This window comes from Escherichia sp. HH26CH, from assembly GCF_009820205.1.
Taxonomy (GTDB): domain Bacteria; phylum Pseudomonadota; class Gammaproteobacteria; order Enterobacterales; family Enterobacteriaceae; genus Escherichia; species Escherichia coli_F.
In genome coordinates, this window is sequence record NZ_VNXM01000010.1 from 22,839 (window position 1) to 36,309 (window position 13,471).

Here is a 13,471-nt window from a genome sequence, read left to right on the forward strand (position 1 = left end):
GGAGTATATAAAGGTGAATTTGATTTACATCAATAAGCGGGGTTGCTGAATCGTTAAGGTAGGCGGTAATAGAAAAGAAATCGAGGCAAAAATGAGCAAAGTCAGACTCGCAATTATCGGTAACGGTATGGTCGGCCATCGCTTTATCGAAGATCTTCTTGATAAATCTGATGCGGCCAACTTTGATATTACCGTTTTCTGTGAAGAACCGCGCATCGCTTATGACCGCGTACACCTCTCGTCTTACTTCTCTCACCACACCGCCGAAGAGCTGTCGCTGGTGCGCGAAGGCTTTTACGAAAAACACGGTATTAAAGTTCTGGTCGGCGAACGCGCTATCACCATCAACCGTCAGGAGAAGGTGATTCACTCCAGCGCCGGACGTACCGTTTTTTATGACAAGCTGATCATGGCGACCGGTTCCTACCCGTGGATCCCGCCAATCAAAGGTTCTGATACTCAGGACTGCTTTGTCTATCGCACCATTGAAGACCTCAACGCCATTGAATCCTGCGCCCGTCGCAGTAAGCGCGGTGCCGTTGTTGGCGGCGGCCTGTTAGGTCTGGAAGCCGCTGGCGCGCTGAAAAACTTAGGCATTGAAACCCACGTTATCGAATTTGCCCCTATGCTGATGGCGGAACAGCTTGATCAGATGGGCGGCGAGCAATTGCGTCGCAAAATCGAAAGTATGGGCGTGCGCGTTCACACCAGCAAAAACACCCTTGAGATTGTGCAGGAAGGTGTTGAAGCGCGTAAAACCATGCGTTTTGCCGACGGCAGCGAACTGGAGGTCGACTTTATCGTCTTCTCTACCGGTATCCGTCCGCGCGATAAGCTGGCAACCCAGTGTGGTCTGGACGTTGCTCCTCGTGGGGGTATCGTCATTAATGATTCCTGCCAGACTTCCGATCCAGATATCTACGCCATCGGTGAATGCGCAAGCTGGAACAACCGTGTATTTGGTCTGGTAGCACCTGGCTACAAAATGGCGCAGGTCGCCGTTGACCATATTCTCGGTAGCGAAAACGCCTTTGAAGGTGCTGACCTTAGCGCCAAGCTGAAACTGCTGGGCGTAGACGTAGGCGGTATTGGCGATGCTCACGGTCGCACGCCTGGCGCACGTAGCTACGTTTACCTCGACGAAAGTAAAGAGATCTACAAACGCCTGATTGTCAGCGAAGACAACAAAACCCTGCTCGGTGCAGTACTGGTGGGTGATACCAGCGACTACGGTAACCTGCTGCAACTGGTGCTGAACGCAATCGAACTGCCGGAAAACCCGGATTCCCTGATCCTGCCGGCGCACTCAGGTAGCGGCAAGCCGTCTATCGGTGTTGATAAACTGCCGGACAGCGCGCAAATCTGCTCCTGCTTTGACGTCACCAAAGGCGATCTGATTGCTGCCATCAACAAAGGCTGCCACACCGTTGCGGCGCTGAAAGCCGAAACCAAAGCGGGTACTGGCTGCGGTGGCTGTATCCCGCTGGTCACTCAGGTACTGAACGCGGAACTGGCAAAACAGGGTATCGAAGTTAACAATAACCTGTGCGAACACTTTGCTTATTCACGTCAGGAACTGTTCCATTTGATCCGCGTTGAAGGCATTAAAACCTTCGAAGAACTGCTGGCGAAACACGGTAAAGGCTACGGTTGTGAGGTTTGTAAACCAACCGTCGGTTCACTGCTGGCCTCCTGCTGGAACGAATACATTCTGAAGCCGGAACATACTCCGCTACAGGATTCTAACGACAACTTCCTCGCTAACATCCAGAAAGACGGCACCTACTCGGTGATCCCGCGTTCTCCGGGTGGTGAAATCACCCCAGAAGGACTGATGGCAGTGGGTCGTATCGCGCGTGAATTTAATCTCTACACCAAAATCACCGGCTCCCAGCGTCTGGCGATGTTTGGCGCACAGAAAGACGATCTGCCGGAGATCTGGCATCAGCTGATTGAAGCAGGTTTCGAAACCGGTCATGCCTATGCGAAAGCACTGCGTATGGCGAAAACCTGCGTGGGTAGCACCTGGTGCCGCTACGGCGTTGGCGACAGCGTCGGCCTCGGCGTGGAACTGGAAAACCGCTACAAAGGCATCCGTACGCCGCACAAAATGAAGTTCGGTGTCTCCGGCTGTACCCGTGAATGTTCAGAAGCGCAAGGTAAAGATGTGGGTATTATCGCCACTGAAAAAGGCTGGAACCTGTATGTGTGCGGTAACGGCGGCATGAAACCGCGTCATGCGGATCTGCTGGCAGCGGATATCGATCGCGAAACGCTGATCAAATATCTTGACCGCTTCATGATGTTCTACATCCGTACTGCCGACAAACTGACGCGTACCGCACCGTGGTTAGAAAACCTCGAAGGCGGCATTGATTACCTGAAAGCGGTGATCATTGACGACAAACTGGGGCTGAACGCACATCTGGAAGAAGAGATGGCGCGCCTGCGTGAAGCGGTAGTGTGTGAGTGGACTGAAACGGTCAATACACCGTCTGCGCAGACTCGCTTCAAACACTTCATCAACAGCGATAAGCGTGACCCGAACGTGCAGATGGTGCCAGAGCGCGAACAGCACCGTCCGGCAACGCCGTATGAACGTATCCCGGTAACTCTGGTGGAGGACAACGCATGAGCCAGTGGAAAGACATCTGCAAAATTGATGACATCCTGCCTGAAACCGGCGTCTGCGCGCTGTTAGGTGACGAGCAGGTAGCGATTTTCCGCCCGTATCACAGCGACCAGGTGTTTGCGATCAGCAACATCGATCCGTTCTTCGAATCCAGCGTGCTGTCACGCGGGCTGATTGCGGAACACCAGGGCGAGCTGTGGGTCGCCAGTCCGCTGAAAAAACAGCGTTTTCGCTTAAGCGACGGTTTATGCATGGAAGATGAACAGTTTTCCGTCAAGCATTACGAGGCACGAGTGAAAGACGGCGTGGTACAGCTACGCGGTTAATTGTTTTAACGGGAGGCGCAATGCCTCCCCTTTTTGCATTGTCCTGTAATGACCTTAAGTATATTGCAGGACATTTTTTAAACTTTTTGTTTTATTTTTTGTTTTTATTTTTTAAAGGATAATCAAATGTTTACAGACACTATTAATAAGTGTGCGGCTAACGCTGCGCGCATTGCACGCCTGTCGGCAAATAACCCGCTCGGCTTCTGGGTAAGCTCCGCGATGGCGGGCGCGTATGTGGGGCTGGGGATCATCCTGATTTTCACGCTCGGTAATTTGCTCGATCCGTCCGTACGTCCTCTGGTGATGGGCGCGACCTTTGGTATCGCCTTAACGCTGGTGATTATCGCCGGTTCTGAACTGTTCACCGGGCACACCATGTTCCTCACCTTTGGGGTGAAAGCGGGCACCATTAGCCACGGGCAAATGTGGGCAATCCTGCCGCAAACATGGCTGGGTAACCTGGTCGGTTCCGTCTTTGTTGCCATGCTTTATAGCTGGGGCGGTGGTAGCCTTTTGCCAATAGATACCAGTATTGTTCACTCCGTCGCGCTGGCTAAAACCACCGCACCGGCAATGGTACTGTTCTTCAAAGGCGCATTGTGTAACTGGCTGGTTTGTCTGGCAATCTGGATGGCACTGCGTACTGAAGGCGCGGCGAAATTTATCGCAATCTGGTGGTGTCTGCTGGCGTTTATTGCGTCCGGTTACGAGCACTCCATCGCTAACATGACGCTGTTCGCGCTCTCATGGTTCGGCAACCACAGCGAAGCCTACACGCTGGCGGGTATTGGTCATAACCTGCTGTGGGTGACGCTGGGTAATACTTTATCGGGTGCCGTATTCATGGGATTGGGTTATTGGTATGCTACGCCGAAAGCTAATCGTCCGGTTGCGGACAAATTTAATCAAACTGAAACGGCTGCCGGTTAATTATTAAGGGGTTTTTACGTGGATCATTTGCCTATATTTTGCCAATTACGCGACCGCGACTGTTTGATTGTCGGCGGTGGTGATGTCGCGGAACGCAAAGCAAGGTTGCTGTTAGACGCAGGTGCTCGCTTAACGGTGAATGCATTAGCGTTTATTCCACAGTTCACCGCATGGGCAGATGCAGGCATGTTAACCCTCGTCGAAGGGCCATTTGATGAAAGCCTTCTCGACACCTGCTGGCTGGCAATTGCGGCGACGGATGATGACGCGCTTAATCAGCGTGTCAGCGAAGCCGCCGAATCTCGTCGTATCTTCTGTAACGTGGTCGATGCGCCGAAAGCCGCCAGCTTTATTATGCCGTCGATTATTGACCGCTCCCCGCTCATGGTAGCGGTCTCCTCTGGCGGCACCTCTCCGGTTCTGGCGCGACTGTTGCGCGAAAAACTTGAATCACTGCTGCCGCTGCATCTCGGCCAGGTAGCAAAATATGCGGGGCAGTTACGCGGTCGGGTCAAACGACAGTTCGCCACGATGGGTGAACGTCGCCGTTTCTGGGAAAAACTGTTCGTTAATGATCGCCTGGCGCAGTCGCTGGCGAACAACGATCAGAAAGCCATTACCGAAACGACCGAACAGTTAATCAATGAACCGCTCGATCATCGCGGTGAAGTGGTGCTGGTTGGCGCAGGTCCGGGCGATGCCGGTCTGCTGACACTAAAAGGACTGCAACAAATTCAGCAGGCAGATGTGGTGGTCTACGACCGTCTGGTTTCTGACGATATTATGAATCTGGTACGCCGCGATGCTGATCGCGTTTTCGTCGGCAAACGCGCGGGATACCACTGCGTACCGCAGGAAGAGATTAACCAGATCCTGCTGCGGGAAGCGCAAAAAGGCAAACGCGTGGTGCGGCTGAAAGGCGGCGATCCGTTTATTTTTGGCCGTGGTGGCGAAGAGCTGGAAACACTGTGCAATGCAGGCATTCCGTTCTCGGTGGTTCCAGGTATTACCGCAGCGTCTGGTTGCTCTGCCTATTCGGGCATTCCGCTCACGCATCGCGATTATGCTCAGAGCGTACGCTTAATTACCGGACACTTAAAAACCGGTGGCGAGCTGGACTGGGAAAACCTGGCAGCCGAAAAACAGACGCTGGTGTTCTATATGGGGCTTAATCAGGCCGCGACCATTCAGCAAAAACTGATTGAACACGGAATGCCTTGCGAAATGCCGGTGGCGATTGTCGAAAACGGTACGGCGGTAACGCAACGCGTGATTGACGGTACGCTCACGCAACTGGGCGAGCTGGCGCAGCAAATGAACAGTCCCTCATTAATTATTATTGGTCGGGTCGTTGGCCTGCGCGATAAATTGAACTGGTTCTCTAACCATTAATTTTACCCGGGCCAGATAATTCTGGCCCTCTTTATCACTCTTTTTATATATTCAGCAAATAAAGCATACCCTCTTAATAAATATCATTTGCTAATGGATTATATTCACCGTTACAGCGACTTACAAAATTAAGTCATTCACTCACTGACGCCAATTAAATATTCCTGTATCGTTCTTTATGAGCAGTCCGCTTATATTCATATAATAAATGAATATTAATTAATATATAATACATAGGGAATGTAAATGAACAAATTTATTAAAGTTGCACTGGTTGGTGCGGTACTGGCTACGTTAACTGCATGTACTGGTCATATTGAAAACCGTGATAAGAACTGCTCTTACGACTACCTACTGCACCCGGCAATTTCTATTTCTAAAATCATTGGCGGTTGCGGTCCTACTGCACAGTAAGTCTCTGACAGAAATCGGCTAACACCGATTTAATGAGCTAACGCCCTCTGAATTTTCCGAGGGCGTATTTTTCTCCATACTCTGCGAAAACATCGTTCCCAGAATTAAACGCTGGCAATACTCTCGCGCAAAATCCGCAATACCGTCTCATCACCGCTGCGATTCGGGTTAATGCGAATTGCACAAAGTTCTAATTGCGGATTCGCCTGACGAAACGTTCCGGAAAGTCGATAAAAGAGCGGCGGGATTTCATATTTTGACTCTGCGCCGACCGGGTAAGGCAACGCGCCGCGCTTTTGCGCCTCTTCAAGCACTCTGGCGGCAATCGGTTGATGAAACTCCACAATCAACACCTTCGACTGCGCATTGGCAATAACGGCGCTTTTAACTTCCGCCACCGCGCCACCGTTAAGTAAAGCCAGCAACCGTTCAGATACCCCCGCCTGCACCGCGTGCATCACTGGCGCAAACACCAGACCACGCAATACTTCCAGCGCCTGTGCGCCCTGGATCTGACTGCCGCCGGAATAGAGCGTGGCGCGGATCCGGTTAATAACATCGGCATCACCTACCACTGCGCCAACACCCTCTGGTCCAAACAGCTTGAAACAGGAGAATGTCGAAACATTCGCGCCGCATTCGCAGCCAATGCGCGCCACCTTCATCACCGCATAATTGTCATCGGTTAACGCAGGAACGCCAGCCGAACGCAATGTTGCCAGCACATCTGCCAGCACATAGCTGTCCTGCGGCTGTTGGCGCGTATGCTGCACCAGCGCGGCATCAGGTTGTTGCTCTTCAATGGCCTGTTTAAGCGCCGACAGGTTGTTGAAATCAGCAGTAATAAGCGTCAGCCCCATCTGCTCAATAATGACCTGAGTCGTCGGGTAAACCGGCGCGTCATGCACCAGAAGACGCTGCCCCGGTTTGAGCAAAGCCGCCAACGCCGCACGAATCGCTCCAGTACCCGCGCCCTGTACCAGCGCCGCCGCTGGCGCATGAAACGCGTCAGCCAGCACCTGTTCCACACGCTGAGTAATACGCGGTTGATTCAGGCCCGGCGTTAAGCCTAAATCCCCGCGGGTAAGAAACTCCGCGCCGGGAAAATGGCGGCAAATCGTATCCACCAACGCAAACTGCTTTTGCTGCGCTTCAATAAGCGTCAGGCTTTGCAAAGGAAACGTCTTCATAGGTGCCTTCCTTAAGCCGGAACGAACAGACCAAGCCAGTAAAGAACATTCAGCAGGATGCCGGTGATCATTACGGCTACGACCGGTGCCGCCATTTTCTGTACCGGACGGCCCAGGGATTCGTTGAGGAAGTAAATGGCAACCGCGATGGAGAATCCGGTATAGCCCGCCATCTTAATTGCTGCGAAAATAGAACCGACCAGCAGAGCCACTTCCATCAGCATATTCATGGCGTTACGGATGTTATCCGACGCATTACGTACCGATGGGTAGCGTCCCAGCCATTTGCCGATCGAACGAAGTAACAGGACTTCTGCCGAAATAACCACTGCGCCTAATACCGCCGCAACCATCGGATTCGGCGAGAGATAGCCCACCGCATAAACAAAGGTAAAGCCCGCAACGGCATACACACCTGTTGCTAACGCGGTGGTGGCAATCAACGGCACAAAGCCCAGCCCGCGCATAAATTCCGCCAGCGCCGCCTGGTTGATCAGCGTTTGCGATTGCTCCGGTGTAACGCCTGCGGAATATGCTTTCTCCAGGGTGAAGATCGACACTTCACTACCAGCAAAAATCTTCATGCTGGCAACGGCGGCAATCAGCGCCCCTACGATGGCGATATACGGTAAGTTTTTGATAATCCGCGACGTGCGTTCTTCAAACACCGACATACCGCTGGCATCGATGTCATTTTCATCACGATGACGCAGGTCGTGAGTTATCGCGATCCCCAGCAGCATCACCATGCCAATAAAGATTTCGATGGATTCCGGATTGAGATGCGGGAAATAGCGCACTACCACCACACGGGTCATCAACACTACCACGGCGGCGATCAGACTTTGCTTCCAGCCAAACTGGTAGAAAATCGCCACCAACGGGAACAGTGCAAAAGCTGAAACCACTGGCGAGCTTAATTCCCCCAGACTACCTAATACATCCACCGGTAGCGCGGTCAGCAGCTGGTTTACCGGCAGCAGGCAGGTGAGGATCAGTACGCCCCAGAGTGCACCAAGGCCAAACGCCATCAGGCTGTTTATCGCCAGGACACCGAGGATATCGGTAGGAAGAAAGAGTAACCATGCGTTGAGCAACCCGGTTTTCAGGGTAAAAGAGATCCCCACCGAGGCCACAAAACCAATGCTCAGACCAAAAGCGATACTCCCCGCCTCACGACGGTTCATATAGCCTTCAATCAGTTGCGGCAGGATCGGGCGGATACCGTCATGAAAAACGGCTGCCGAGCGATGCGCCAGAAGCGATGTCATACCCGTCAGGCACGCCACCACGATAATCTGAATATACAGATCCATAGTCGTGCCTTTTATTTCAGATGGTTAATCAGCATCGGAATCGCGTGTTCGACATGCTCAACGGAAAGCCCAAACGCCACTTTCCCTTCGGCGATCATTTTGGCAATATGCTCGTCTTTCGCTTTAATGCCCGGCTTGGCAATGGTGCAACTTTTGTTATAGCCAATCACCGCGATGGCAATCGACAATGCCGCGCCCGCACCGGTATTACACGCGCCGATGTAGTAATCCAGTTGCCCGGATTTCACCTTCATCGCCGCTTCCATGTCGTTGTGAATGAAAACTTCAAAACAGCCAGGAGCCGTCGCTTCAATGGTTTTTTTAATCTGCTCACGCTGTAAGCCTGCAACACCAATCTTTTTCATGAGTCTGTCCTTATTGGAAAAATTGAGAGGGATTTTCACGTAACATCACATCCACATCGGCCTGACTGAATCCTGACTGGCGCAATTGCGGAATAAAGGTGGTTAATAAAAAGTCATAGCCATAACCACCGTTGGCTTTTAAATGAGAGCGCCGCGTAATATCCATCGACAGCATGACGCGGTTAAGCAACCCACGGTCGCGTAGCGCATGAAGCATCGCAATGCGCTTTTCGTCCGGGTAGTAACTGTTCTTGCCGATGGTGTCGAACTGTACATACGCGCCGAGATCGATCATCTTCAAAATGTTGTCGAGGTTGTCTTTCAGATCGCAGTGACCAACGGTGACGCGCGAAAGATCAACTCCGTGGGCTTGCAACAGAGCCAATTGCTCCAGCCCCATCGTGCTGAACGACGTATGCGTGGAGATCGGGCGTCCGGTCTGGTTATGTGCCAGCGCGGCGGCAATAAAAACTTTCTCTTCCAGCGGCGTAATCTTTCCTTCGCTGGAGCCAATCTCCGCGATGATCCCGGCTTTCAGCTCCGTGCCATCGATACCCTGTTCAATTTCATCGACCATCTCCTGCGCCAGTTCCTGCACGCTGCGGGTCGCCACATGTTGCGGGAAAAACGCGTCCTGGTAATAACCGGTGCAGGCCACCACGTTGATCCCCGTCTCGTGCATTACATCGAGCATAAATTGTGCATTGCGCCCCATGTAACGGTTGGTCATCTCAATCACATTACGCACACCCAGTGCCATCAGGTCGTTCATCTCCTGGCAAATGAACGCATACTGATCAAGGCGGCAGTCCACGTTGTTTTTAAAGCCGGAGAGATCAATATGCAGATGCTCATGGGCGAGGGTGAAGCCCGTCGGATCAAAACTCATAGGGTGTCTCCTGCAAACCGGAGGGAGGAAAGAAAAGAGCGACCATTTTGTGGCGGTGGCGCACGGAAAAATTCACACACGGTAGCCCCCACATCAGAAAGCGTGGTGCGCACACCGAGTTGCGTGTGGACCAGCCCTTGCTGATAAACCAGCACTGGCACTACTTCACGGGTATGGTGGCTGTGACCAATGGTCGGATCGTTACCGTGATCCGCCATCACGACCAGGCAATCATCTGGCTGCATCGCCTCAACAAGCCGGGCAAGGTTACGGTCAACGACCTGCAAACGTTCGGCATAACGTGCGACGTCTTCTGCGTGACCAGCGAGGTCGGTTTCCTGGATATTGGTGCAAATAAACGCCGTCGGATGCGTGTTAAATTCGTCGAGGGTGATATCCATAATCTGCTGGCTATCCACCAGATTTTGCCAGCTCACGCCATAAGGATTGCTGACGATATCTGCCACCTTACCCACCAGCACCGTCGGTACGCCCACTTGATGCAGTTGGTGCGGCACCTGCACTTTTTCATCGACGCCGTAGCCCATATGTACGACCTGGAAGCCATTGTCATAAGCGCCAGAACGCGGCGCATTTATGCCAATAAAGCGCCCTTCTTTACTTTCAGCCGCATCGAGAATGCGCTGGCTGTCGGTTAACAGGCCGCCAAATGTAATGACCCGACCGACCTGGACCTGCTCACGCACGATACGACCAATTTTGATTGCGTCGTCAAAAGAGATCGCAGAGAGATTGGCGGTGATGTTATAGACCTGGCCTAAATCCGCCTCGAGGTTATCGCCAATGGCAACCGCCTGATTGACCCACAGAAATTGCAACTCTTCGCCACGGCGCTCAACCCACCAGCCAGCGGTGACTAATGCCTGCTCAACACGGTCAATCACATCGCGAAAGGGCATCCGCAGCGGCGGTAACGGGCGCGTGCCTAAAATTTCCTGATGCCCCATAAAGGTGTCGCCACCTTCATGTTGCAACTCTGCCACGCCCCAGGTTGCGGAGTCTGACGGCTGCATATCGCCTGGCGCATAACCTAATGCGTTGATTAGCCCCATGTTCTCCAGCGTTGGTAGCTGCAAATGCGGCAACTGGCTCAGGATGTGACCACAGGTATTCGCCCCGGCATCCTGCGGACGCACCAACGTGACATCTTTCATTGCCCCTACGCCAAAGCTATCAATCACTAACACCACAAATCGCGCCATTACGCCTCCAGAGAGCTTCCAAGACTGTCATAACGACCAACGATTTCCGGTTCGCCACGGTGAATACCGGACACCAGCACCACATCGCTACGGGTGACAAAAATCTGCGTGCGAAAACAGAGCACCACTGCACTGCTCACCGGATACTCGCCTGCCAGCGGCAGGGTGTAGTCGATACTGCTGTCATCCACAGTTTTGATATTGGTTTCAGTAATCTTTTGATTTTCTGGCGTAAACACCAGCGCATGTTGCGCGTGACCACGACGGTAATAGCCACCGCCATAGCAATAACTGTCGCCACGGAAGTGATGGGAAATTTCACTTAACCAAAGCATGGCGATACGTTCAGGCTGGTCGCCCTGCTGGTTTGCCGGAATCGTCCCCGTCAGTGCATGGCCGGGTTCGGCATGAGTCACACCGTATTCCGCCAGTAATGGCAGCGAAGTGCAGCTGGTCGCTGAAGGCGCGTTTAATTGCTCAAGTACAACTCCAGACGTCAGAAGTTGGTTACGAGCATTGACCAGCGTCTGGAGGTTCGGTGTTGGCAAAACTTTCCCGGCAGCCTCATCCCATAGCAGGCAAGGGAAATGGGTTAATCCGGCTAAATGTAACCCCGGTAGTTTCTGGATTTCAGCAACCACCTCATGCAGCGAATGCTGTGCAAAACCGCTCTCCTGCCCCGGATAAAGAAAATCATCGTCGCTATAAACTTTGAGCAGCACAGGCTGGACCCGCCCGGCCGTCACCGCTGCCGCAGAAACTTCCCGCGCTTTATCGAGGGTAAACACGGTGATGACGTCGGTGCCCTGTTCAACAGCTTCAGAAACCTGATGACAAGGGATTTGTACCAGATGCCCCTGATGCGCCACCGGCAAACCGGCGCGGCGCATGATTCGTGCCTCTTTGTAATCCACCGCCACAATGCCGCTGTAGCCCAGCGCCAGCAGTTTTTCTGCCAGCCACGGATTACGACCGAACTGTTTGGTCATCAGATACAGTTCAATACCGTAAAGCCGCGCCGTCTCAATCAGCCGCTTACCGTTTTCCAGTATCTGATCCACGTCGATTACCCAACTGTCCGGGGCGATCTTGCCCTGTTGCCACAATCTTAGTGCGGCGGAAATCAGTGCCGGGTTCTGGCGTTTCAATGCTTCTACAAACATCTTGTTGCCTCGTTTCTGTTCCTTGAATTAAATATTCATTTTTTTGAATATTTAGGTTGTGCGACATGGATTTGTCGGGAGCCTCAAACCTCTTCGTTAGCAGCCATCCATAATCCATAAAGGTTGGCCAGCAAATAGCCTTCTTCACACGGGTTAACTTCCAGTGCGAATTCCTTCAACAACACCTGATGCAATTGTAAAATGGCTGACCAGTGGCTGGATTGCGCCAGCTCTGCCAGCAATTCGTTATCCAGCGGCTCTATTTCTTCACCACGGCGACTGCGCATCAGTGCGCTCGCCATATGTGTCATCGCCATCATTCCTTGCTCGCTGCGTACCGGTAGATGACACTCTGTTTCCAGTACGTTGACGACCTGCATCATGCCTTTGCAGATGTCCTTATCAATAACGCCTGCCTCACAAAGCAGGTTGAGTCTGGTTTCCATTTCAGATGCCTTTCGTTTAATAACTGGGTTCCTGTTCCCCACTGACTACTCGCTGTTGATGAGCAAGCAGGACGTGTTTATCTACAACCGTACGTAGTAGTTGTTGCATTGGGTAATCATCGGCACGCGTTAGTATCACGGCTTCAGTAGCCTGTAAAAATCGCGGATCGTTCGTCAGTGGCATCGCTTCTAATCCCAGCATGGCCAGTTCGCTCTCCGCTACCACGTTCCAGATCACCGCATCGACATCGCCTTTAACAATGCGTTGTAAACTCTCGTGATATGAGAGATCGACACGTTCTACATCGCTACTGCCAAAAAAGACATCGGTCATAATTTTCTGATCCGCCGAACGGTTATCCAGCCCCACGCGTTTCACCTTTGCAGACTCCCCTTTACGGCAAATCAACTGATGCTCACCAACGTAGGTATGCGGCCCCAACTCCAGCGCGAGGCATAAGCCTTTTTGTGTGAGATAACTTTCCGCCGCCAGTCGGGAAACCACCGCCATGTCATACACGCCATTAAGCAGACACTCCACGCGAATATCCGCGCCGCGCATATGCGCATAGTAAAAAGGAATGCCATCAAACTGGGCTTTCAGCCCGCTTGCTAAACCTTCGTACAAGCGGGTATAGGGCAAAGGCATGGCACACACAACGTTGTTGATATCCACATGACTCAGCAGTGCTTTGTTATCCATTTCCACCAGATAACTGCCATTGCGCCCGCGGCGTTCAATTCGTATCGCACCGCTTGATTCCAGCGTTTTCAACGCGGCCTGCGTCAGGCCAACGGATGAATGGCATTCAGTTGCCAGTTCATCTATGGTTTTCAGTCGATTACCGCATTTTTCACCCAACAAATAACGGGCCAGTGTCGTGATGACGACGCCTTCTTTTTTGATAAACGTTCGACGCATAGTAAATTTTCATTAAATTGAATATTTATATATTCAGGAATTCGAAGATAAGGCGCAACAGCGAGATGTGGAAACGGCGAGGCGCTTCACATTTTTTCGGATTATTGCAAATAGGAGGATAAAAAACCGGGTTTCCCCGGTTTCAGAGTGATGACGAATTGATTTATTCGACAATGCGAGCAGAGGGTAATTCGCACTGGCGCTTGCCTGCTCCCCTCACCCTAACCCTCTCCCCAAAGGGGCGAGGGGACTGTCCGAGC

The 13,471-nt window shown here is 52.3% G+C and carries 13 protein-coding genes; 5 read left to right on the forward strand and 8 right to left on the reverse strand.

Annotated features, from left to right (window positions below):
• The first annotated feature begins 91 nt into the window (after positions 1-91).
• The 5 genes from nirB (at position 92) to FQ015_RS01680 (ending at position 5,697) form a co-directional block, all read left to right on the forward strand.
• Positions 92-2,635, forward strand: coding sequence for an NADPH-nitrite reductase large subunit (nirB, locus tag FQ015_RS01660; protein WP_160523624.1), 2,544 nt, complete (start codon positions 92-94; stop codon positions 2,633-2,635).
• The gene (nirD, locus tag FQ015_RS01665) at positions 2,632-2,958 is read left to right on the forward strand and encodes a nitrite reductase small subunit NirD (protein ID WP_000084764.1); all 327 of its coding nucleotides are present in this window, start codon (positions 2,632-2,634) and stop codon (positions 2,956-2,958) included. The genes nirB and nirD overlap by 4 nt, the downstream gene beginning before the upstream one ends.
• Before the next feature lie 126 nt (positions 2,959-3,084).
• On the forward strand, positions 3,085-3,891 hold the full coding sequence (gene nirC, locus FQ015_RS01670; RefSeq protein WP_105288292.1) for a nitrite transporter NirC: 807 nt from the start codon (positions 3,085-3,087) through the stop codon (positions 3,889-3,891).
• Between the two features lie 18 nt (positions 3,892-3,909).
• Positions 3,910-5,283, forward strand: a complete 1,374-nt coding sequence (cysG, locus tag FQ015_RS01675; protein WP_000349877.1) for a siroheme synthase CysG — start codon at positions 3,910-3,912, stop codon at positions 5,281-5,283.
• A gap of 246 nt (positions 5,284-5,529) precedes the next feature.
• Positions 5,530-5,697 (forward strand): YhfL family protein, encoded by a 168-nt coding sequence (locus FQ015_RS01680; protein WP_001031834.1) that lies wholly within the window; start codon positions 5,530-5,532, stop codon positions 5,695-5,697.
• Positions 5,698-5,801: 104 nt separating this feature from the next.
• On the opposite strand, the gene FQ015_RS01685 is transcribed toward FQ015_RS01680, so the two are convergent.
• The 8 genes from FQ015_RS01685 to yhfZ form a co-directional block, all read right to left on the reverse strand.
• The gene (locus tag FQ015_RS01685) at positions 5,802-6,887 is read right to left on the reverse strand and encodes an aminotransferase class I/II-fold pyridoxal phosphate-dependent enzyme (RefSeq protein ID WP_160523625.1); all 1,086 of its coding nucleotides are present in this window, start codon (positions 6,885-6,887) and stop codon (positions 5,802-5,804) included.
• 11 nt (positions 6,888-6,898) lie between these two features.
• Positions 6,899-8,203, reverse strand: coding sequence for a YhfT family protein (locus FQ015_RS01690; RefSeq protein ID WP_000366882.1), 1,305 nt, complete (start codon positions 8,201-8,203; stop codon positions 6,899-6,901).
• Between the two features lie 11 nt (positions 8,204-8,214).
• Positions 8,215-8,568, reverse strand: a complete 354-nt coding sequence (locus FQ015_RS01695; RefSeq protein WP_000719728.1) for a DUF2620 domain-containing protein — start codon at positions 8,566-8,568, stop codon at positions 8,215-8,217.
• Positions 8,569-8,578: 10 nt separating this feature from the next.
• Complete coding sequence (locus FQ015_RS01700; RefSeq protein ID WP_105283472.1) at positions 8,579-9,457, reverse strand: phosphotriesterase-related protein; 879 nt, start codon at positions 9,455-9,457, stop codon at positions 8,579-8,581.
• Positions 9,454-10,680: a phosphopentomutase gene (locus FQ015_RS01705; protein ID WP_160523626.1), complete on the reverse strand. Its 1,227-nt coding sequence runs from the start codon at positions 10,678-10,680 to the stop codon at positions 9,454-9,456. Before FQ015_RS01705 ends, FQ015_RS01700 begins: the two co-directional genes overlap by 4 nt.
• Positions 10,680-11,843, reverse strand: a complete 1,164-nt coding sequence (locus FQ015_RS01710) for a YhfX family PLP-dependent enzyme (RefSeq protein WP_160523627.1) — start codon at positions 11,841-11,843, stop codon at positions 10,680-10,682. The genes FQ015_RS01705 and FQ015_RS01710 overlap by 1 nt, the downstream gene beginning before the upstream one ends.
• A gap of 83 nt (positions 11,844-11,926) precedes the next feature.
• The gene (locus FQ015_RS01715) at positions 11,927-12,289 is read right to left on the reverse strand and encodes a hypothetical protein (RefSeq protein WP_002432776.1); all 363 of its coding nucleotides are present in this window, start codon (positions 12,287-12,289) and stop codon (positions 11,927-11,929) included.
• A 16-nt stretch (positions 12,290-12,305) separates the two neighbouring features.
• On the reverse strand, positions 12,306-13,211 hold the full coding sequence (gene yhfZ, locus FQ015_RS01720; RefSeq protein WP_039020606.1) for a GntR family transcriptional regulator YhfZ: 906 nt from the start codon (positions 13,209-13,211) through the stop codon (positions 12,306-12,308).
• Between the last annotated feature and the right edge of the window lie 260 nt (positions 13,212-13,471).

Bases quoted from the DNA above. Each gene is read 5' to 3' on its own strand.
- nirB (WP_160523624.1), top strand. From the start codon at position 92: ATGAGCAAAGTCAGACTCGCAATTATCGGTAACGGTATGGTCGGCCAT.
- nirD (WP_000084764.1), top strand. From the start codon at position 2,632: ATGAGCCAGTGGAAAGACATCTGCAAAATTGATGACATCCTGCCTGAA.
- nirC (WP_105288292.1), top strand. From the start codon at position 3,085: ATGTTTACAGACACTATTAATAAGTGTGCGGCTAACGCTGCGCGCATT.
- FQ015_RS01680 (WP_001031834.1), top strand. From the start codon at position 5,530: ATGAACAAATTTATTAAAGTTGCACTGGTTGGTGCGGTACTGGCTACG.
- FQ015_RS01685 (WP_160523625.1), bottom strand. From the start codon at position 6,887: ATGAAGACGTTTCCTTTGCAAAGCCTGACGCTTATTGAAGCGCAGCAA.
- FQ015_RS01690 (WP_000366882.1), bottom strand. From the start codon at position 8,203: ATGGATCTGTATATTCAGATTATCGTGGTGGCGTGCCTGACGGGTATG.
- FQ015_RS01695 (WP_000719728.1), bottom strand. From the start codon at position 8,568: ATGAAAAAGATTGGTGTTGCAGGCTTACAGCGTGAGCAGATTAAAAAA.
- FQ015_RS01700 (WP_105283472.1), bottom strand. From the start codon at position 9,457: ATGAGTTTTGATCCGACGGGCTTCACCCTCGCCCATGAGCATCTGCAT.
- FQ015_RS01705 (WP_160523626.1), bottom strand. From the start codon at position 10,680: ATGGCGCGATTTGTGGTGTTAGTGATTGATAGCTTTGGCGTAGGGGCA.
- FQ015_RS01710 (WP_160523627.1), bottom strand. From the start codon at position 11,843: ATGTTTGTAGAAGCATTGAAACGCCAGAACCCGGCACTGATTTCCGCC.
- FQ015_RS01715 (WP_002432776.1), bottom strand. From the start codon at position 12,289: ATGGAAACCAGACTCAACCTGCTTTGTGAGGCAGGCGTTATTGATAAG.
- yhfZ (WP_039020606.1), bottom strand. From the start codon at position 13,211: ATGCGTCGAACGTTTATCAAAAAAGAAGGCGTCGTCATCACGACACTG.